The organism is Candidatus Omnitrophota bacterium (genome assembly GCA_018894435.1).
GTDB lineage: Bacteria > Omnitrophota > Gorgyraeia > JAHIPI01 > JAHIPI01 > JAHIPI01.
The window spans coordinates 15,082-33,325 of sequence record JAHIPI010000041.1 but is presented as its reverse complement, the minus strand read 5'-3'; the positions used below and the strand labels follow the sequence as shown (position 1 = coordinate 33,325).

Here is an 18,244-nt window from a genome sequence, read left to right as displayed (position 1 = left end):
CTCAAAAAGCACAAAATTGGTTATATCCACTACATTATTAACGGGCCTCAGGCCCATGGAAATGATTCTTTTTTTGAGCCACTCGGGCGATTCCTTCACACTTATATTTCTGATAAACCGTGCGGTGTATCTGGGGCACAGCGTTTTATCCTTTATATCTACCTTAAACGGCGCGCCTCCGGAACTTTTCTTTATCCTGGGGAGAGGCATTTTGACTTTTTTGCCGGTAAGGGCGGATATTTCGCGGGCTACCCCCAGATAATTCAGGCAATCGCTCCTGTTCGGGGTGATCTCTATGTCCATAATGAAATCGCCGCTTGTTAACTCGATAGCCTTCACCTCACTGCCGCTATTTGTAAGTATGGCGGCGAGGCGTTCCGGCGACTCTTTTATATCTATGTATTCTTTTAGCCAGCTGTAGCTTATTTTCATACCATCCTGTTGGGGTCAGACCCTCGTTATGTTAACTACGTAGTTTACATAATCAGGGTCTGACCCCAATAATCTAAAACTGTTTCAAAAATCTCATATCGTTTTCGTAGAAGAGGCGGATATCGGTGATGCCCCACTTGAGCATCGCTATGCGCTCTACGCCCATGCCAAAGGCGAAACCTGACCACTTCTCCGGCGAATACCCGACGGCTTCAAATACTTTCGGGCTCACCATACCCGCGCCCAATATTTCGAGCCATCCCTTTTTGCCGCAAACGCTGCAGCCTTTCCCGCCGCAGATTATGCACGAGACATCTACCTCGGCGCTCGGCTCGGTAAACGGAAAGTAGTGCGGCCTGAATCTGGTTTTAACATTTTTTCCGAACATCGACTTGCAAAAGAGGTCCAACACGCCCTTCAGGTCCGAAAACCTTATATCCTCGTCCACCATAAGGCCTTCCACCTGATGAAACATGAAAGAATGGGACGCGTCTGTGGCGTCGGGCCTGTAAACCCTGCCCGGTATTATGACCTGAAGCGGGGGCTTCTCTTTTTCCATGACTCTGATCTGTCCGGTTGAAGTCTGGCTTCTCAAAAGGACCTTGTAGTCTTTGCCGCGGCCTTCATGCCTTTCAGCCGGAACATCGAGAAAAAATGTATGGAAGGTCTCCCTCGAAGGGTGGTCATCGGGGATATTGAGCGCTGTAAAATTATAATATTCGGTCTCTATTTCGGGCCCCTCTTCTATGCGAAACCCTAGCCCTACGAAGACGCCGCATATCTCATCGATTATCTGAGTAAGAGGATGCTTGGAGCCTATTTCGCGCCTTGATCCAGGCAGAGAAAGGTCTATAAAACTTTCTGCGCCCTTTTCTCCGCCCCCCAGTGTCTGCAATTTTTCCCGGATCTTCTCCTCCAGCGACTTCTTGAGCGCATTCACCCGCTCGCCGATACGCGGCCGGTCCGCCGAAGGCACATTCTTTATATTTTTGAGTATCTCGGTAAGCTCGCCTTTTCTGCCCATATATTTTATGCGGATCTCCTCAAGACTCTCCGACGTCCGGGCATTATCGAGCGCTTCTAAGATACCTTTCTCAAGCTGGTTTAATTTTTCTTCCATATCCCGTCCCAAGCTGTCTTATTTTTTGACCGGGCGTGCCGATGCGGGCGCCTTTTTTACCGCCTCGACCAATTTAACAAACGAAGGCATATCGTTGACGGCCATATCAGCCAGGATCTTTCTGTCTATCGCCGCTTTGATCTTCCTCAAGCCGTTCATAAACTTGCTGTAAGAAATACCCTGCATCCTACAGGCCGCGTTTATCCTCACGATCCAAAGCCTCCTGAAGGTCCTCTTTTTTACCTTTCTGTCCCTGTAGCTGTAGGCCATTGCGCGCATAACAGTCTCTTTGGCAGTACGATATAATTTACTCCTGCCGCCGTAACCGCCTTTAGCCCGCTTTAATACGGCCTTTCGCCTTCTCCTCGAAGAAACCGCGTGTTTTACTCTAGCCATGTTGTTCTCCTGTTCTTTATCTTGTCCGCTGCTTCACTATCCGTACGGCAGCTGCCGTTTTATATTGCGCGCAAAAGCGCTTGAAACAAGTACGCCGTGCCTCAGGTGTCTTTTTCTTTTTTTCTCTTTCTTCGTCAATATGTGGCTCTTGCCCGCCTGCATCCTCTTTACTTTGCCCCATTTGGTAATCTTGAAGCGTTTTGCCACAGCTTTTCTTGTCTTCAATTTTGGCATGATATTCTCCAATTTGCCCTCTATCGTACGTATGCAAATTATCCCGAGCGAAGTCGAGGGGCTATTTCGGGTTTATTATGAGGACCATCGCCCTGTGTTCTAAAACCGGCATCTTTTCGGGTTCGGCGATCTCACTTAGGTCTTTCATCAATCTGTTCATAAGCTTTATTCCGATGTCAGTATGCGCCATCTCTCTGCCTCGGAACACAAGTGTCACTTTGGCCTTGTCGCCCCGCTCCAGAAAACGTTTTAGATGCTTCAGTTTGACCTGATAGTCGTTTTCTTCGATATTCGGCTTTATTTTTATCTCTTTTATGTGGACCACCTTCTGTTTTTTCCGGGCAAGCCGCTCTTTCTTTTCCTGTTCATATTTATATTTTGAGAAGTCCATGATCCTGCAGACGGGCGGATTGGATTTGGGTGAAATTTCCACAAGGTCAAAACCACGCTCCCTCGCCATGCGAAGCGCCTCACTTGTGGCCAATACTCCTATCTGCTCACTGTTTTCGCCTATGACCCTGACTTCCTTTATGCGTATACTCTCGTTTATTCTTATCCTGATCTGGATATGAACCACCCCCTAAATGAGCCCACAACTTACGGAGCATTTATTTTCTCTCGCTGCGACGTAAGTTGTTAGCCGCTTTTCGCCTGTTAGGGCGAATTTATCCCGAGCTTACGCAGAAAATTTCGAAGAAATTTTCAAGTGCTTAAGCGAGGGATTTCATTGTTTCCTATTTATTTCGTCCTTTACCTTCTTTATAAATTCTTCGATCCTCAGAATCCCAAGATCGCCTGACTTTTTAGATCTTACCGAAACGCTATCGGCCTTTGCCTCTTTTCCCCCCACTATGAGCATATAAGGGACCTTTTCCAATTCCGCGGTCCTGATCTTCTTCTGCATCTTCTCGTCCCTTTTGTCAATCTCTACCCTAAAATCTTCTTTAGAAAACTTCTCCCGCAGCGTCTCGGCGTATTCGTTTTGCTTATCGGATATCGGTATAAGCACCATCTGCACCGGCGCAAGCCAGAGCGGAAACTCTCCGGCATAATGCTCTATCAAAGTGCCTATAAAGCGCTCGAGTGAGCCGAGTATTACCCTGTGAAGCATTATGGGCCTTTCCTCTTTTCCGTCCTGCCCGGTGTACTTAAGGTCAAATCTCTCGGGAAGCGCAAAGTCGCATTGTATCGTCGCGCATTGCCACGGCCGCTTCAACGCGTCTTTTATCTTTATGTCTATCTTCGGCCCGTAAAAGGCGCCCTCGCCTTCGCAGATCTCGAAGTCCAATTTTTTTCTCTTTAATGAATTGATGAGCGCCTCCTGGGCCCTTTCCCAGTCCTCAACTTTCCCGATATATTTTGGCGGCCGCGTGCTGAGCTCGATATCCATATCCTTAAATCCGAAAATATCCATCACGTCCTTGACGAAATCTATGACCTTTATTATCTCGTCTTCGACCTGCTCTCTCAAGCAGAAGATGTGGGCATCGTCCTGGGTAAAACCCCTTACCCGTAGAAGGCCGTGCAGGACGCCGGACTTTTCGTGCCTGTAGACATCGCCGAGCTCAAATAATTTTATAGGCAGCTCCCGGTAGCTCCTGACCCGCGATTTATAAACGAGCATGTGGCCCGGGCAGTTCATCGGCTTGATCGCGTATTCCTGGTTCTCTATCTTAAATATGTACATGTTCTCTTTATAATATTCGTAGTGGCCCGACTGGACCCATATATCGCTTTTCATGATGTGGGGGCTTCTGACAAATTCGTAGCCTCTTTTGAAGTGCTCTTTTTTTATGAAGTCTTCTATGATACTACGCAGCATCGCGCCTTTCGGATAATATAAAACGAGCCCGGCGCCGATATTGTCTTGTATGGTAAAAAGTTCGAGTTCTTTCCCGAGTTTTCTGTGGTCGCGCTTCTTTGACTCCTCAACAAATTTTAAATATTCCGCGAGTTCTTTATCGCTTGAGAATGCTGTGCCGTAGATACGCTGAAGCATGGGGTTATTTTCGTTGCCGCGCCAGTACGCGCCGGCAATTGATAGCAATTTGAAACTCTTCACCTCGCCGGTAGAGTTTACGTGCGGGCCTTTGCATAGATCCGTGAATTTTCCGTGTTTGTAAATGGTGATTTTGTCGCCTTCGAGTTCTTTTATGATCTCGACTTTATACTTTTCGCCCGTCTTTTCGAAAAGGCGGACTGCATCCTGCTTTTTCATCTCCTCGCAGGTGAATTTATCGTTTTTGGAGATGATCTCGCGCATCTTTTCTTCTATTTTCGCGAGGTCTTCAGGCCGAAAAGCGTCTTTACGGTCAAAATCATAGTAGAAACCGTCTTCTATGGCGGGGCCTATGCCCAGCTTGACGTCCGGATACAATTCTTTCACCGCATCTGCCATTATGTGCGACGCGCTATGTCGTAATGTCTCGAGATTCATGGTATTTCTCTCTTTTATTTATTCGTCAGGATAGTTAAATCCGCTTTATCCTGATATCGTGCCGCTTTCTTCTTACTTTTTATCAATTCTTTCAGTCCAATAAAAAATACCTTTTCTCTTCCGTACATGCCGACAGTTTTATTCCGCCATATCTGTTTAAAACTACAACCCGCTATAGATGTTATGATATCAATCCTAACCGGTTCATGCCCCAGCTGCACAAACCTGCCTTCTTGGCTAAAATCTTTTTCTGACAAACCCAAACTTTCAAAACCGAATTCAATTAGGGCCTTCACAATTCTTTTGCTGTTTTCGCTAGTAGGCTCTACTAAGATATCCATATCTTTGGTGTATCGCGGCCTTGCGTGAAAAGCGACTGCAAAAGCACCGATGATACAATACCTAACCCGGTTTTTATTGAATAATTTTAATAACTCTTCGAAATCTTTTTCTACCTTCATAACTGCCCCTCTTTTTAATTTTATAATATATCTCTCTTAATAATTGCATTTCTTCGAGCCTTTTTGAAGCACCCATAGCAAGGTAATAATCTCTATCAAATCTTTCCGCGTCCCGGAATGAAGACGCTTTATTTATCCATATTTTTTTCATCTTATACTCTCACTTTTTTGAACGAGGAACATTGTTCGTGGTGCCGGGAGTGGGATTCGAACCCACACGTCCCTTACGGAACAGCAGATTTTAAGTCTGCATTGTATACCAGTTCCAACATCCCGGCATGTGTTTTTAACAATATTTCACTAATGATTTATGGTTTTACTTTTCCCCCAACCTGCGCGGGAGTCTAAACAACGCTTGGCCAAAACTATTTTTCTTTCTAGCCCAACACAACCTTTATAATAACATCTTTCTATAATAACCCTTGCTGCCATTTTCCCATACTTTAATCTAAATTGAGTCGCACCGGCAGTATGGAGCCTGCCGATCACCCCTATTTCTATTTCGATTTTGTCTTGGATCCATTTTAAAAATTTTCCTGAGCCAGAGGCTATCCTTAAATTCCACTGTTCGCCGCCATTTGTGCGATGAATCCACCGTCGCCATCTATTAAGCCACGAAGAAATTCATGAAAATAAATTTTTGGAACATCTATCTGGGTCAACGTAAGTGATTTCCTTGGCGTCAATCCAATACCTAGGAGAAAATCATAAAAATTTCTATTTGCCATCTGAATACAAAAAGCTTTTTGTCTCATGCTATTGTATTTGACGCCAATTTTATTTTCAATCCCAATTAATTTTTTAATACTCTGCAAAAACTCATAATCTTTCGAAGTTATATCAATATGCCTGCCATCTAATGATAAATTACCGTCGCTGGTAATAAGCCCTACCAAATACCAGAGATTTGGCCCTTCGATCTTTAGTTCTTTCCGCTTGTGCGGCATATTGTTACTTTGTTTAGAATCTACGCGTAGGCCAGTTCCGCCATCCCGGCCCGATAGTGGCCCCTCCGCGCCTATGGTGCTCCTGTTCGCCCCTAACGGGACTCCCTTCGGTCGTCGCACCATTTAACGGCGCTCGCCTCGGCCGGATGGCCTCGGCATTTCCTCGGACATTTCGTCCTCGGTCACGGGACCAAGTTTCGCTTCGCGAAGCTTGGTGGGCAGCACAGGACTTGAACCTGTGACCTCTTCCATGTCAAGGAAGCGCGCTAGCCAACTGCGCCAGCTGCCCGAATATCAATCTCCTCTTTTTTGAAAGAGGAATATTGTGGAGGCGGCGAGCGGAATTGAACCGCTGATCGAAGTTTTGCAGACTTCTCCCTTAGCCATTTGGGTACGCCGCCGAAATCCTATTCTAACCTGGTTAGACTAACCAGGTTAGAACGGTAGGGCCTCAATTAAAAAGCACTTAAGATAAATTGCTTCATTCTTAAGTGCTTTTTAGAGATTAATTCTTTTTTATCATCATGTTTTAATTGAATATTGATGCCCAATTAACCAGATCGCCGCTTGCCACTGGCGGCAGCACTCCGCTTGTTGCCCCTTGCCATTTAACATGTCCACCTAAAAAAAGTACGTTGACACCATCAGTGCCGTGATTAGCGTTAGCGGCTACAATTGGGTCGGTGACCATGGGTGCGAGAAGGGCGCCGCTTCTGTCCGCAGCGACTGCATTTGTCGATGTATCCATTTCACTCATGCCTTTTCTATAGGCATAGCTGGAGCTGCTTAGAACTTTTGTTGCTGCAACCACAGTTGCTAAGCCAGTTGCTCCCGCCTTGGCTGGGTCGCTCGGGCAATCCCATACTCTTGTTGTGTCAATATAGTCGCTAAAAAGAAGCCCCATGCTCGCTTGGCCATTCGTTGCCGAAGAAGGAAAACTTTCACTATTATCCCCCGCATAAAGATGAAGTGCCAGGCCTATCTGCCGCAGATTGCTGGCGCAGCTTGTGCGCCTTGCCTTTTCACGCGCCTTCTGAACTGCCGGCGTTAAAAATGCTGCCAATATACCTATAATTGCTATAACCACGAGGAGTTCTATCAAGGTAAATCCTCTTTTTTTCACTTTCTTTAAAGACATCTTTTCCCCCCTTTTTTATTATCGGTGGTTAATAATAGTACTATATTAGGTCAATAAGAAGGTTACCACAGGACTTCTATCTTGTCAAGCAAAATATGGCTTATTTTTTCCTTGGAAACGGCTTTAAACGCTGTTCGTCCGCTTTTTCGGGATATTATGGTCAGGTCTTTCTTCCCCTTGCCAAAAGGGCTGGAGAGCTTGCCCGCCTTATTTGCTACAATAAGATCCAAGTTCTTCGATTTCATCTTACTGCGGGTATTTTCCATGTGATTATCGGTTTCGAGGGAGTAGCCAACAAGAACCTTTGAGCCCTTTCGTTTCCCAAGCTCCGAAAGTATATCCGGATTTCTCAAAAGCCGCAAAAAATATTCCTTTTTCGTCCCTTTTTTCAATTTTTCCCCGGAAAAATCCGCCGGCCTGAAGTCGGCCACCGCGGCTGTCATGATAACACAATCCGCGCCGCGAAAATGCCTTAATACGGCCCTTCTCATCTCAAACGCTGTCTTGACCGGTATAAATTTTATCCCCTTGGGCGGCTTAAGCGCCGTCGGGCCGCTTATAAGCACCACTTTATTGCCCCGCTTCTTGGCCGCGACGGCAAGCGCATAACCCATCTCTCCTGTTGAATAATTCGAAATATACCTTACGGGGTCTATGGGCTCTATGGTGGGTCCGGCTGTGATGAGAAACGTCTTCATTTAAGCGCTTCTTTTGCGGCTTTGACAATATCTTCGGTATCGGCGATGTGGCCCATACCTTCGTATCCGCAGGCCAGGTATCCGCGCTTGGGGTTTATGAATTTATAGCCGAACCTTTTGAGTTTGGCGATATTTTCCTCGACAGCTTTGTGGGTATACATCTTCTCGTTCATGGCAGGAGCTATCAAGACCTTTGCCCTCGAGGCCAAAACCGTAGCGCTCAAAGCGCAATCCGCGAGGCCGCAGGCAAGCTTGGAAATAATATCTGCTGTGGCTGGGGCTATAAGTATGAGGCCGGCCCATTCGGCTAAAGAAGTGTGGTATATATCCCACTTCTCCCGCGGCGCAAACATATCGGTCACGACTTCATTGCACGATATCGTCTGCAGGGTAAGCGGCGTAATAAAATGTTTGGCGTCGGGCGACATCACGGCCTTGGTTTCATACCCCGCCTTCCTTAGCGCCCTTATTATGTCGCAGCTTTTATAGGCGGCTATGCTCGCCGTTACTCCTATCAGTATGTTCTTCGCTTTCTTAGACACTATTTATCGCTCTCGGGTACTCTGTAAGATATCTTGCCTTGCCTTACTTCTTCAAGCGCGACTGTCGTCGCCTTTAACCTTGGGCTTATATCAACAAGTTTCTGGCCGGTATCGCTTATCTCTACAGCGCGGCGCGAAGCCATTAATACAAGCCTGTAAATACTATCCACTTTCTTCAGTAAGTCCTCTAACGGAACGTATGACACATCTTTCTCTTCTACCATATCCTCTTACCGCCTTATCTTTCGTCTCTCGCTCTTAATTATGGCCTCCAACTTCGCTACGGCCTTATTTATGCTCTCGTTTGTCACCGCGTAATTATACATCGGTAAGTATGACATCTCTTTTTGCGCTATCTCTATCCTTTTTTTGATCTCCTTTGCGCCGTCCGTACCCCGGCGCTTCAGCCTCTTCTTTAACTCGTGGAGCGACGGCGGGACTATAAATACAAAAACTCCGCCGGGATACAGCCTCTTTACCTTCATGGCCCCCTTGACGTCTATGGCAAGGATCACATCCTTACCGCTTTTAAGTAATTTGAGGACTCTCTCTTTCGGAGTGCCGTAATAGCGGCCGAAGTTCCTCGCCCACTCAAGCAGGCCGCCGCTTCTTTTTCTTTTTTCAAATTCCTTTTTTGTCAAAAATATGTAATCCCGGCCGTTTCTCTCGCCCCGGCGCGGGGGCCTTGTTGTAACCGATACCGATCTTGCGAGGCGCGGCACCTTTTTTTTCAGCAATTCGCACAATGTCGTCTTGCCGCTTCCGCTCGGCGCCGAGATTATAAAAAGCTTGCCGTTTTTTCTCGCCATTTATTCTATGTTTTTCAGTTGTTCGCGGATTTTTTCTATTTCGCCTTTTATGGCGATGACGTGGTTTGATATCGGGAAATCATTCGCTTTGGACCCTATGGTATTTATCTCTCTTATGAGTTCCTGCGCTACGAAATCGAGGGTCTTCCCCTTTTCTCCGCCGGAGGTAAGGGACTTTTCAAAACTTACGGCGTGGCTCTTTATCCGGATTACCTCTTCGGTTATATCGCAGTTTTTGGCATACAACGCCACTTCCTGCGCCAGCTGTTCTTTGTCTATCTCGACACCCCCGGACAGTTCTTTTATCCTTTTTGAGAACTTCGCCTTATAGTGTTCAACGCTTTTTGAGGAGCGCTTTTCTATTGCATCGATTGCTTTTTCTATTTTAACGACTCGCAAAAAAAGGTCTTTAGAAAGACGCTTTCCTTCGCTTATGCGCGACTCATCCAGTTTCTTTATAGCTTCGTCCAGCGCCCTCTTTAGATTTGCCCACAATTCGCCGGTGTCTGTCTTAGGGTTTTCGTAAGTTATTATACCGGGCAGCATCATGAGCCGGTTTATATCTATATCGCCTTTTAAATTATGCTCTTTGCCGAAAGATTTTATCTCTTTTAAAAGCGCCGACGCCAAATTCCTGTCCAGCGCGGCATGTTTCCGCGCCCGTGCCGGGGATTCATCGTAATTTACCGAAAGGTTGATCCTCCCCCTCTTTATCTTTTTCTGTATATATTCCCTTACTCTGTCCTCAAATATGTTAAGGCCGTTGGGCAATCTCGGGATAATGTCAAAAAATTTATTATTGAGGCTCTTTATCTCCACTTTTATGGTGCCGAACCGGCCTTTTGCCTCGCCGCGGCCGTATCCTGTCATGCTCCGTATCATAAATCTCCGTATTTTATACCCACATCCGCTTCTTGACTGCTTTTATTTCTACTTCTTTGCTCGGATACGCGTCAACGATTATCTCGTCGGGCGCGAACCAGAGTTTTATCTCTCGCTCCGCCTCTTCTCTGTTGGTAGAAGCGTGGATAACATTTTCATATACGCCCTTGGTCGTAATCCTGCCATAGGCGCCTCTTATGGATACGGGGTCTGCCTCTTCGGGGTTGGTCGAGCCGCATATCTGGCGCACCTTATTAATGGCGTCTTCGCCGTGATATACCATTGCCATTACCTTGCGCTTATGGTATTCGCCCATTATGTATTTTATGATTTCCTCAAAAAACGGCTTATCCTTCATGTGGCCGTAGTGGGCCACTGCCAGGTCCCGCGAAACCTGCACTATCTTTGCGGCTACTATATCCAGCTTTGTCTCGGAAAGCCGCGTGAGCACATTGCCGGTCAATGATTTATTTAAACCGTCCGGTTTTATCAAAATCAGTGTCTGTTCCATCATATTCTATCCCCTAATAGAACTATTATTATAGCAATGGAATCGGGTTTCGTCAATATATGAATCATTTATACGTAAAATAGGGCTTAAGCCGAAACTCCCTTCTTAAGGAGGCCTCTAATAATAATTAAGCCTATTCCGATAAGCACTAACAAAGCAATAAGTTTTGCCCCGGTAATCGGCTTATTAGCGGGAATATCTGCTTTATTCAATATGCTGACAATGGCTTCTGTGCCTTTCTTTATGCCTCCAGCATAGTTATTTTTTTTGAATTCAGGAACAATGGTATTTTGCACTATATCTTCGATCGTTTTCTGGGTCACTATATGCCTGAGGTTCTGGCCCACTCCTATTGTAACCTGTTGAGTATCCATAACTACCAGCAATATCACTCCGTTGTCCCTTCTACCTTTCTTCGCCTCTCTCCATTTCTCTCCATATTCTGTGGTAAAATCTCTTAAGTCCCATCCGCCCAAAGAGCGAAAAGTGGCGACAATTACTTCTATAGGATCGGATGTCTTCTGCTCTACGGAACCGCAGAGCTGCTCAAGATAGGCCTTTGTGTCTTTATCGATAATGCCGGCGTAATCGTTTACCCATGTACTGGCCCTTCCCGGAATCTCAATTTTGGCAAACCCTGAGCCGGCTGACAAAACAAAAATTGATACAACCACGCAAAAAACAAAGACTTTTTTCATATTACATCGCCTCCAGCTTTTTCCTGTCTATTTTCCCATAGCTATTTTTTGGCATGGCTTTCAGAATTGTGATATCACAGGGTCTTACATAAGAAGGTAGCCGGCCGCTGCAAAATCGTATAATATCTTTGTGCCCTGCTTTTCCCCCGGGAACCAGAGTAACAAATATCTTAATTCTTGTCCCTAATACTCTGTCAGGTACTCCTATAGCGGCTGCTTCCATAATCCTGCTGTCTTCTGTCATCAATTGTTCGATCTTTAACGGATTTATACGATTAGCGCCGACTTTTATAAAATCCTTTTTGCGTCCTACGATAAACAGGTCGCCGTCACTATCCTTAAAGGCGATATCACCCGTATAAAGCCGTCTCTTTTTTATAACCTTTGCCGTTTCACTGTCATTGTTCCAGTAGCCTAGCATAATATTATCGCCGCTGGCTACGATTTCACCCTCCTGGCCGGCTCTGCATTCAGCACCCTGTTTATTTACCACTTTTATCTCTACGCCGGGGATAGCCCTGCCTATTGAGTCCGGTTTTCTCTTTACCAAATCGGGGTTTAGATAAGTCAGCCGCGGAGAGGCCTCTGTCTGCCCATACATAATGTACAATTTCTTATCGGGGAGCGCCTCTGTTAATTCCATGGTTATGTGCGGCGGCATCTTGTCTCCTGCCTGCATAAAATATTTCAAGCCCCTGAGCCTGCGCTTCTTAAGGGTAGACATATAGAGCATGATTGCGTAATGGGATGAGACCCCGGCAAAGGCTGTGGCCTTATACTTATCTATGGAATCCAATACCAGATTGGGGTACATGAATCTGTTATTAATCACTATCGTTCCGCCTGCTAAAAAATATGAAAAGAGTAACGAAAGGCCGTAAATATAATAAAACGGCAAGACACAACATACGCTGTCACGAGAGGTGAGGTTGAGATATTTCACAATAGACAAGCTATTAGAAATAAGATTCTTATGGCTGAGTGTAACTCCCAGCGGCTCTCCGGTCGTGCCTGAGGTATAGATTATAGAAACAGGGCTTCCTGTGGATGTCTCGCGGGCTTTCTTTAGTGCGGCGGGGTACCCTATATTCTTAACGACAAACCTGACAGACTTAACATTATCGGCAATCTCTTTGGCCTGTTTCTTAAATTCTTTCCCGGCGTATAATGCGGAAATAGCACAATGATTCGCGCGCTCAATTATGCCCGACGGGTCAAGGGCATGATTAAGCGGTATGATTATGCCGCCGGCCCGGGATACGGCAAAATACAAAGCAGCGGATGTAATGGAATTTTTTGAAAGGATCCCGACCCTCTCTCCTTTTCTTAACCCCTTCCGCACCAGGTAGCCCGATAAAGCAATGACCCTTCTTTCAAGCTCTTTGTAAGTAACAGATTTTGTCCTCCTACCGGCCTCTATGATGGCAATATTATGAGGATATCTTTTTGCGGCGTTCGAAACGATATCGTCGAGATAGGCGATCATTTTGCGTCTTTTCTCAATTTCTTCGTTATATATCTTTCCAGGTTATTCAGCGTGTCAAAATTATCCGGAATGATCTCAGAAACCTCGATTTCTATACGGAAGGCCTTTTGAATAAAATTGGTCAGCTCTATCACGCCGATAGAATCGATTATGCCCTGCTCAAGAAATGAATCATTATCTTTCAGCTGATTATCCTGCAAGCGCTTGAGGTAATTGTCCACGATAAATTTTCTTATTTTGCCTTTTATGTCTTCACTCATGGTTATTCCCTTGATAACCCTAACCGTTTTTTTGCCAGTTTTACAATCTTCTGATTCTTCCTGACCGGCATATGCTTTAAGCCTTCTTCGCGGGTCATACATCCTTCCCGCACAAGAGCTGCTATTTCCAGCGCATAAGGGTGAAAATGGTATTTTGCTATATGTACCTCATCGGCAAAGGGGTTTAAATAGCAATTTGTAGCGTTTAGCTCAACCCCGTGGGGCATTTCCCACCCCAATTTTTTTATTTTCTCTAATATCTTCTTCTCGTTATACCCGTGGAAGGCCAGGGGGTGAATGAATATAGGAAATTTCTCTGCCCTGGCATAATGGCGTTCGTTAAGGAAATATGCGCCGATATCCCTGCCGATTATGCGAAAGAGCGGCTCTTTTATGACCTTCTCCATGCTTTTTATCATCACCGGATTTATCTTAAGCACCGACGAGGTAACCGGCGCCTGCCCGGGAGACCACCCGAAAGCTATTAACGGGATCTCCTTTTCAATCGCTGTCTTTAGCGATAAATATTTAACGAGACCCATGCATGAGGTGCATATTGTGCTGGCGCGCTCGATGGCTTTCGGCGGATATAAGGCCCTTTTTGCGGCTTCTCTGAAGATCTTCTTCAGTATATCGAAGTTCGGCTTAAAAAAGATGTGGTCTACGCCCAGCTTCTCTACGACATTCCGTATATTAACGGCTGTCCTCTCCGGCATAAACCCATTGTCGAAAGTGAACGCCAATATTCTCAGCTTATAAACATCCTTCAGGAGGCTCAGGGTATATGTGCTGTCTTTGCCGCCGCTGTAACACATAAGGATATCATATTCATTCCTGCCGCTGTACTGTCTGGCGAGGCTCTCGAACTTCTTTTTATACTCTCTCCTGAGGCGGGAGGAATCTCTTTTTCCTTTATAGCTCCGGCATACATTGCACACGCCTTCGTTGTCAAGCCTCACGCGGGGGAAATCGTCCGGCAGGACACATCTTCTACACCTTCTCATATCGCGCCTCCGTTTCTGAGACTATAAAACAATATCTTAAAATATTCGGCGTAGACGCTGGAGCCTTCTTTATTTAAATGCGACATGTCACCGAAATATTTATTCTCCAGATGAAGAATAGGCCTATCCACAAAAATGGCCTCCGGATAGACTCGTTGTAGTGCCCGGAAGAATATCAGGTAATCGGTATTAAAACCGCTCTTTTCCAAGATGCGGTGTAATTCCGTAGGGACCACAAACCCCAGAAATACGACCTTTATGTCATTCGAGGAGGCCAGCTTCATGAATTTGTCGAGATACTTCATATCTTCCTTCGAAATCGATATCCTTTTCTGATAGCGCTCGGTATGTTCGGTAAAATAAGTATCGCCGATCGCCACGTTCGCGCGCGGAGAGGGCATGTATCCGTGGTTTTTTTCCATATCGTTGATAAAAACTGCGTTACTCTGTCCGTACTTGTCCCTTTCTACGCGCCTGACTTCCCTCTCGTCCAGGCTTGCCCAATATCTCATCATAAAACACCGTCTCTCTTCCCAGTTTAAATCTCCCCAAATGGAAACGAATTCGGGCATGTCCACAAAATAGCGCAGTATAACCAAAAGAGAATCGTAGGAACGCTCCGGATCGACGAATAAGAATATCGCCTTCGGCGGCTTATGTTTTTTCAGATACCTCTCGAGCATCAAAAATTGGCCCATCGGTTTTGCCCCCGGGAGCCCTAAATTAAGAATGTCCTCGCTCACAAGAATCGGGTTTATTCCTGTCTTCTGCACGCTGTCCCCCATTATGAGGTAGTCGTAGTCCCCCGGCATATCTATAAGCACGTGTTCGTTTATCAGAAATTTATTCCAGTAATCATCTATCAGCTCGGCGCGGTTTGAATACAGAAACCATTCTGTCAACAAAAAGAGTATTGCCATAATCAGGACTCCCCATGGGAGTACTTTAAAATTGAAAGTAGTAATATTTCTGCGCACCGAAGTCTCCATAAAAAATTATTAAGTACAATATTACATAATAAACAAGCCCTCTTACAGGCGCTGGCCATCTGAATACAACCATTTCGTCGTTTGTCCTGTATTGGAAGTATTCGATTAACATCATCGGAAATATGCACATTGATATGGCGGCTAAGGTCGGCATGTGCATGGTGTAAAGATGCCCTATTTTAAAATTAAAAAATATGCTATATAATGCTCCAAATGCCTGCGCCGTAGATTCTGCTGCAAAAAATAAGATGCCGATGCAGAATAAATGGAAAACGGTTAATATCTGGCCGGTCAGAAGGCTTCCCGCTAATAAGCGATTTTGTGGTCTTATGAGTTTCAGGTACGGGCGTATTTTACTGAAAAGTACAATAAGCACACCGTGATATACGCCCCATAATATGAATTTCCCGGCAGGGCCATGCCAGAATCCCATAATCGCCCACGTTATTATTACGACCGAATATGGTTTAAGCTGCCTTCCGAGAAATTTTGCCAGCGCCAGCGGATAAAAGAGGTATTCCTTAATCCATGTAGTTAAACTGATATGCCATCTCTGCCAGAAGTCATATAAATTTGAGGCAAAAAAGGGTACGCGGAAGTTAATCATGATATTAAAACCCATGAGCCTGGCCAAACCTCTCGCCATATCCGAGTATCCGGAGAAATCCGCGTATATTTGAAACACGAATGCATATGTAGCGATTAATGTCTCGATGCCGGTAAAGGCCCCTTGCGCACCAAAAACTCTGCCTGCTACTTTCGCAAGGTTGTCGGCAACGACTATCTTCTTGAAAAGCCCCCAGAATATAAGCCAGCAACCTGTATAAAACTGATCTAATGTAATGTGCCTTTTGCTCTGTATCTGGGGCAGCATATTTCTGGCTCTTTCAATGGGGCCTGCCACCAATTGCGGGAAAAATGCAACAAATAGGGCGAAATCGAGAAAGTGCCTGGTAGGTTTTATCACCCGACGATATATATCAATAGGATAACTCATTGCCTGAAATGTATAAAAAGAGATACCTAATGGCAGCACAATATTAAGCGTTACCTTGCTGATGCGCCAGCCGAATGACCACAGCAGCGTCTGTAAACTACCGGCGAAAAAATCATAATACTTAAAGAAGCCGAGCAGGCCGAGATTAAGGCATACGCTAAGAATAAGGAATTTTTTTCGCTCGCTATCTCTGTCGACCTCGTCTATTTTTAATCCGCCGTAATAATTAAAGAGTGTCGACACGAGTATAATGGAAAGAAACCGCCAGTCCCAAAAAGCATAAAACACATAGCTGGCGGCAAGCAATATTTTATTTTGCCATTTGAGGCCGGAAGCAAGATATAATATGTAAACGATTACGAAAAATAGTACAAATTGTAGGGAATTAAACGCCATATAAAAATTATGAGTGCTTCTTTACCCGCATAGCCACTTTTATAATGACTATTTTACTACCCGTCTATTGATTTACTATTTTTCATCAAATTATAAATTCTTTCTAAATCGTCATGGGAGTAATAATCGATCTGCACCACACCGCGTTTCTTGCCGTGTTTGATGGAGACCTTCGTGCCGAACAGCCTCTGCATCTCCTCTTCAAAAAACATTATCTTATGATCTTTTGCCTTCGGGACATTTCCCGACGGTAACCCGGCCTTTTTCTTGTATATGAGATTCTCTGTTTCTCTTACCGACAGGCCCTTTTTAACGACACTGTTGGCCAATTTCAGTATGGCGTGTTCACCCGAAAGCGAAAGAAGCGCTTTTGCGTGCCCCGGAGAAAGCTCTCCCTCGGATATCATCTCCTGCGCCCTTTTGGGCAGGCCCAATAATCTTATGGTATTCGCCACGGTCGCGCGGTCTTTCCCCACTGCCTTGGCCACCCCTTCCTGGCTAAACCCAAAATCCACCATTAGCTTCTGGAATGCCTTTGCCTCTTCTATGGCGTTAAGCTCCTCGCGTTGTATGTTCTCTATCAGTGCCAACTCTAACGCATCCGCGTCACTCACATCCCTTACAATCACGGGTATATTTTCCATACCCAGCGCCCTGGCAGCTCTCATTCGCCGCTCTCCCGCTATAAGCTCGTACCCGCCGTCTTTACTGCGCACTATGACCGGCTGGACTACCCCTTTTTCCTTTATGGAGGCAATGAGGTCATCCAGTTTCTTTTGGTCAAATTTTTCCCGCGGTTGCAATGGGTTCTCTTTTATTTTGCCGAGTTCCACATATAATATTCTGTCTTCTTTGGCTATTTCCTGCTCTGGAATAAGAGCGCCTAATCCTCTGCCTAGTGCCTTCCGTTCCATTTCATTCTCCGGTTTGCCCTCACTTGCTCGTTCGCAAATCGCCATGAGCAAAGTCGAGGGGCTACATTACATTTTATCCGCAACATTAACATTATCAAGTACTTGTGGCGATTTGTATCCCAAAATCTCGTCAGCCAATTGCTTGTACATCTGCGCGCCTTGCGACGACATATCATAGAGCGCGATGGGCTTGCCGAAACTTGGCGCCTCTGTCAATTTTATATTTCGAGGGATGACAGTACTGTAAACTTTTTCTTTGAAAAAAGCGCGCGCTTCTTCTATTACTTCGCCAGTAAGTTTTGTCCGGTAATCCGCCATCGTCAAAAGCACGCCTTCTATCTGCAATGACGGATTGAGATTTCTCCTGATAAGATCCAACGTCTTTGTCAGTTGCCCCAGGCCTTCAAGCGCATAGTATTCGCATTGGATAGGTATGAGTGCGGAATCACTGGCGGTAAGGGCATTGATGGTCAGAAGGCCAAGTGATGGCGGTGAATCAAGTATTATAAAATCATATTCTTGCCGTATCGTCTCAATGGCGTGTCTCAGTTTAAATTCGCGGCCCATCATTCCTACCAATTCCACCTCTGCACCTGTCAGGTTTAAATTAGACGGAACTATAGATAAATTGGATACTTGCGTATTATTGACTATCTCTTCCACCTTGTTCTGCTCTATTAGTGCGTGGTAAATGGTCTTCTCTATCTTCCCCTTGTCAATGCCAAGGCCGCTTGTGGCGTTCCCCTGGGGATCCATATCTATCAATAATGTCTTCTTGCCCGATAAAGCAAAAAAGGTGGAGAGGTTAACCGCTGTTGTGGTCTTCCCCACTCCACCTTTTTGATTGCAAACAGATATTACCCTGCCCATTGTAACCTTATTGTAGGAGAGCA

24 protein-coding genes and 3 tRNA genes are annotated in these 18,244 nt (G+C 45.4%); all 27 read right to left on the bottom strand.

Translation table 11 applies throughout. The features are described from left to right. A partial coding sequence (locus KKI13_03290; GenBank protein MBU4488074.1) for a phenylalanine--tRNA ligase subunit beta occupies nt 1-432 on the bottom strand: 432 nt, incomplete at its 3' end. A 73-nt stretch (nt 433-505) separates the two neighbouring features. After that, nucleotides 506-1,552: a phenylalanine--tRNA ligase subunit alpha gene (pheS, locus tag KKI13_03285; GenBank protein MBU4488073.1), complete on the bottom strand. Its 1,047-nt coding sequence runs from the start codon at nt 1,550-1,552 to the stop codon at nt 506-508. Between the two features lie 18 nt (nt 1,553-1,570). Next, entirely contained in the window at nt 1,571-1,948 is a 378-nt protein-coding gene (gene rplT / locus KKI13_03280) for a 50S ribosomal protein L20 (GenBank protein ID MBU4488072.1), read from the bottom strand. Between the two features lie 36 nt (nt 1,949-1,984). Next, nucleotides 1,985-2,182, bottom strand: coding sequence for a 50S ribosomal protein L35 (gene rpmI, locus KKI13_03275; GenBank protein ID MBU4488071.1), 198 nt, complete (start codon nt 2,180-2,182; stop codon nt 1,985-1,987). A gap of 61 nt (nt 2,183-2,243) precedes the next feature. Continuing rightward, entirely contained in the window at nt 2,244-2,738 is a 495-nt protein-coding gene (gene infC, locus KKI13_03270; protein MBU4488070.1) for a translation initiation factor IF-3, read from the bottom strand. A gap of 168 nt (nt 2,739-2,906) precedes the next feature. Continuing rightward, on the bottom strand, nt 2,907-4,619 hold the full coding sequence (gene thrS, locus KKI13_03265) for a threonine--tRNA ligase (protein MBU4488069.1): 1,713 nt from the start codon (nt 4,617-4,619) through the stop codon (nt 2,907-2,909). Nucleotides 4,620-4,633: 14 nt separating this feature from the next. After that, the gene (locus KKI13_03260; GenBank protein MBU4488068.1) at nt 4,634-5,080 is read right to left on the bottom strand and encodes a hypothetical protein; all 447 of its coding nucleotides are present in this window, start codon (nt 5,078-5,080) and stop codon (nt 4,634-4,636) included. Further along, entirely contained in the window at nt 5,034-5,231 is a 198-nt protein-coding gene (locus KKI13_03255) for a hypothetical protein (protein ID MBU4488067.1), read from the bottom strand. The genes KKI13_03260 and KKI13_03255 overlap by 47 nt, the downstream gene beginning before the upstream one ends. Before the next feature lie 38 nt (nt 5,232-5,269). After that, nucleotides 5,270-5,358 (bottom strand) — tRNA-Leu (locus KKI13_03250). A 276-nt stretch (nt 5,359-5,634) separates the two neighbouring features. Further along, entirely contained in the window at nt 5,635-6,027 is a 393-nt protein-coding gene (locus KKI13_03245; protein MBU4488066.1) for a hypothetical protein, read from the bottom strand. Between the two features lie 212 nt (nt 6,028-6,239). Then, nucleotides 6,240-6,316: transfer RNA gene (locus tag KKI13_03240), tRNA-Val, on the bottom strand. A 37-nt stretch (nt 6,317-6,353) separates the two neighbouring features. Continuing rightward, a tRNA-Cys gene (locus tag KKI13_03235) sits at nt 6,354-6,428 on the bottom strand. A gap of 128 nt (nt 6,429-6,556) precedes the next feature. Then, on the bottom strand, nt 6,557-7,165 hold the full coding sequence (locus tag KKI13_03230) for a type II secretion system GspH family protein (protein ID MBU4488065.1): 609 nt from the start codon (nt 7,163-7,165) through the stop codon (nt 6,557-6,559). Between the two features lie 62 nt (nt 7,166-7,227). Then, entirely contained in the window at nt 7,228-7,863 is a 636-nt protein-coding gene (locus KKI13_03225) for a phosphopantothenoylcysteine decarboxylase (GenBank protein MBU4488064.1), read from the bottom strand. Next, nucleotides 7,860-8,405: a hypothetical protein gene (locus tag KKI13_03220; protein MBU4488063.1), complete on the bottom strand. Its 546-nt coding sequence runs from the start codon at nt 8,403-8,405 to the stop codon at nt 7,860-7,862. The genes KKI13_03225 and KKI13_03220 overlap by 4 nt, the downstream gene beginning before the upstream one ends. Further along, nucleotides 8,405-8,611, bottom strand: coding sequence for a DNA-directed RNA polymerase subunit omega (gene rpoZ, locus KKI13_03215; GenBank protein MBU4488062.1), 207 nt, complete (start codon nt 8,609-8,611; stop codon nt 8,405-8,407). Before rpoZ ends, KKI13_03220 begins: the two co-directional genes overlap by 1 nt. Before the next feature lie 24 nt (nt 8,612-8,635). Next, nucleotides 8,636-9,214: a guanylate kinase gene (gene gmk, locus KKI13_03210; protein ID MBU4488061.1), complete on the bottom strand. Its 579-nt coding sequence runs from the start codon at nt 9,212-9,214 to the stop codon at nt 8,636-8,638. Continuing rightward, nucleotides 9,215-10,096 (bottom strand): YicC family protein, encoded by an 882-nt coding sequence (locus tag KKI13_03205; GenBank protein MBU4488060.1) that lies wholly within the window; start codon nt 10,094-10,096, stop codon nt 9,215-9,217. Nucleotides 10,097-10,109: 13 nt separating this feature from the next. Further along, nucleotides 10,110-10,607 carry a nucleoside-diphosphate kinase gene (locus tag KKI13_03200; protein ID MBU4488059.1) on the bottom strand — a complete coding sequence of 166 codons (498 nt, stop codon included), beginning with the start codon at nt 10,605-10,607 and terminating at the stop codon, nt 10,110-10,112. Between the two features lie 86 nt (nt 10,608-10,693). Next, nucleotides 10,694-11,305: a TPM domain-containing protein gene (locus KKI13_03195; protein ID MBU4488058.1), complete on the bottom strand. Its 612-nt coding sequence runs from the start codon at nt 11,303-11,305 to the stop codon at nt 10,694-10,696. 1 nt (nt 11,306) lies between these two features. Further along, nucleotides 11,307-12,791 carry an acyl--CoA ligase gene (locus tag KKI13_03190; protein MBU4488057.1) on the bottom strand — a complete coding sequence of 495 codons (1,485 nt, stop codon included), beginning with the start codon at nt 12,789-12,791 and terminating at the stop codon, nt 11,307-11,309. Further along, the gene (locus tag KKI13_03185; GenBank protein ID MBU4488056.1) at nt 12,788-13,051 is read right to left on the bottom strand and encodes an acyl carrier protein; all 264 of its coding nucleotides are present in this window, start codon (nt 13,049-13,051) and stop codon (nt 12,788-12,790) included. Before KKI13_03185 ends, KKI13_03190 begins: the two co-directional genes overlap by 4 nt. 2 nt (nt 13,052-13,053) lie before the next feature. Continuing rightward, nucleotides 13,054-14,055, bottom strand: a complete 1,002-nt coding sequence (locus KKI13_03180) for a hypothetical protein (protein ID MBU4488055.1) — start codon at nt 14,053-14,055, stop codon at nt 13,054-13,056. Beyond that, complete coding sequence (locus tag KKI13_03175) at nt 14,052-14,975, bottom strand: hypothetical protein (protein MBU4488054.1); 924 nt, start codon at nt 14,973-14,975, stop codon at nt 14,052-14,054. Before KKI13_03175 ends, KKI13_03180 begins: the two co-directional genes overlap by 4 nt. 25 nt (nt 14,976-15,000) lie before the next feature. Continuing rightward, complete coding sequence (locus KKI13_03170) at nt 15,001-16,437, bottom strand: MBOAT family protein (protein MBU4488053.1); 1,437 nt, start codon at nt 16,435-16,437, stop codon at nt 15,001-15,003. A 56-nt stretch (nt 16,438-16,493) separates the two neighbouring features. After that, nucleotides 16,494-17,351 carry a ParB/RepB/Spo0J family partition protein gene (locus KKI13_03165; protein MBU4488052.1) on the bottom strand — a complete coding sequence of 286 codons (858 nt, stop codon included), beginning with the start codon at nt 17,349-17,351 and terminating at the stop codon, nt 16,494-16,496. 66 nt (nt 17,352-17,417) lie between these two features. After that, nucleotides 17,418-18,221: an AAA family ATPase gene (locus KKI13_03160; protein ID MBU4488051.1), complete on the bottom strand. Its 804-nt coding sequence runs from the start codon at nt 18,219-18,221 to the stop codon at nt 17,418-17,420. Nucleotides 18,222-18,244 lie beyond the last annotated feature (23 nt).

Bases quoted from the DNA above. Each gene is read 5' to 3' on its own strand.
- KKI13_03190 (MBU4488057.1), bottom strand. From the start codon at position 12,791: ATGATCGCCTATCTCGACGATATCGTTTCGAACGCCGCAAAAAGATAT.
- rplT (MBU4488072.1), bottom strand. From the start codon at position 1,948: ATGGCTAGAGTAAAACACGCGGTTTCTTCGAGGAGAAGGCGAAAGGCC.
- KKI13_03180 (MBU4488055.1), bottom strand. From the start codon at position 14,055: ATGAGAAGGTGTAGAAGATGTGTCCTGCCGGACGATTTCCCCCGCGTG.
- KKI13_03160 (MBU4488051.1), bottom strand. From the start codon at position 18,221: ATGGGCAGGGTAATATCTGTTTGCAATCAAAAAGGTGGAGTGGGGAAG.
- KKI13_03205 (MBU4488060.1), bottom strand. From the start codon at position 10,096: ATGATACGGAGCATGACAGGATACGGCCGCGGCGAGGCAAAAGGCCGG.
- KKI13_03225 (MBU4488064.1), bottom strand. From the start codon at position 7,863: ATGAAGACGTTTCTCATCACAGCCGGACCCACCATAGAGCCCATAGAC.
- KKI13_03255 (MBU4488067.1), bottom strand. From the start codon at position 5,231: ATGAAAAAAATATGGATAAATAAAGCGTCTTCATTCCGGGACGCGGAA.
- KKI13_03200 (MBU4488059.1), bottom strand. From the start codon at position 10,607: ATGGAACAGACACTGATTTTGATAAAACCGGACGGTTTAAATAAATCA.
- thrS (MBU4488069.1), bottom strand. From the start codon at position 4,619: ATGAATCTCGAGACATTACGACATAGCGCGTCGCACATAATGGCAGAT.
- pheS (MBU4488073.1), bottom strand. From the start codon at position 1,552: ATGGAAGAAAAATTAAACCAGCTTGAGAAAGGTATCTTAGAAGCGCTC.
- KKI13_03185 (MBU4488056.1), bottom strand. From the start codon at position 13,051: ATGAGTGAAGACATAAAAGGCAAAATAAGAAAATTTATCGTGGACAAT.
- KKI13_03245 (MBU4488066.1), bottom strand. From the start codon at position 6,027: ATGCCGCACAAGCGGAAAGAACTAAAGATCGAAGGGCCAAATCTCTGG.
- KKI13_03170 (MBU4488053.1), bottom strand. From the start codon at position 16,437: ATGGCGTTTAATTCCCTACAATTTGTACTATTTTTCGTAATCGTTTAC.
- KKI13_03195 (MBU4488058.1), bottom strand. From the start codon at position 11,305: ATGAAAAAAGTCTTTGTTTTTTGCGTGGTTGTATCAATTTTTGTTTTG.
- rpmI (MBU4488071.1), bottom strand. From the start codon at position 2,182: ATGCCAAAATTGAAGACAAGAAAAGCTGTGGCAAAACGCTTCAAGATT.
- gmk (MBU4488061.1), bottom strand. From the start codon at position 9,214: ATGGCGAGAAAAAACGGCAAGCTTTTTATAATCTCGGCGCCGAGCGGA.
- KKI13_03165 (MBU4488052.1), bottom strand. From the start codon at position 17,351: ATGGAACGGAAGGCACTAGGCAGAGGATTAGGCGCTCTTATTCCAGAG.
- KKI13_03175 (MBU4488054.1), bottom strand. From the start codon at position 14,975: ATGGCAATACTCTTTTTGTTGACAGAATGGTTTCTGTATTCAAACCGC.
- KKI13_03230 (MBU4488065.1), bottom strand. From the start codon at position 7,165: ATGTCTTTAAAGAAAGTGAAAAAAAGAGGATTTACCTTGATAGAACTC.
- KKI13_03260 (MBU4488068.1), bottom strand. From the start codon at position 5,080: ATGAAGGTAGAAAAAGATTTCGAAGAGTTATTAAAATTATTCAATAAA.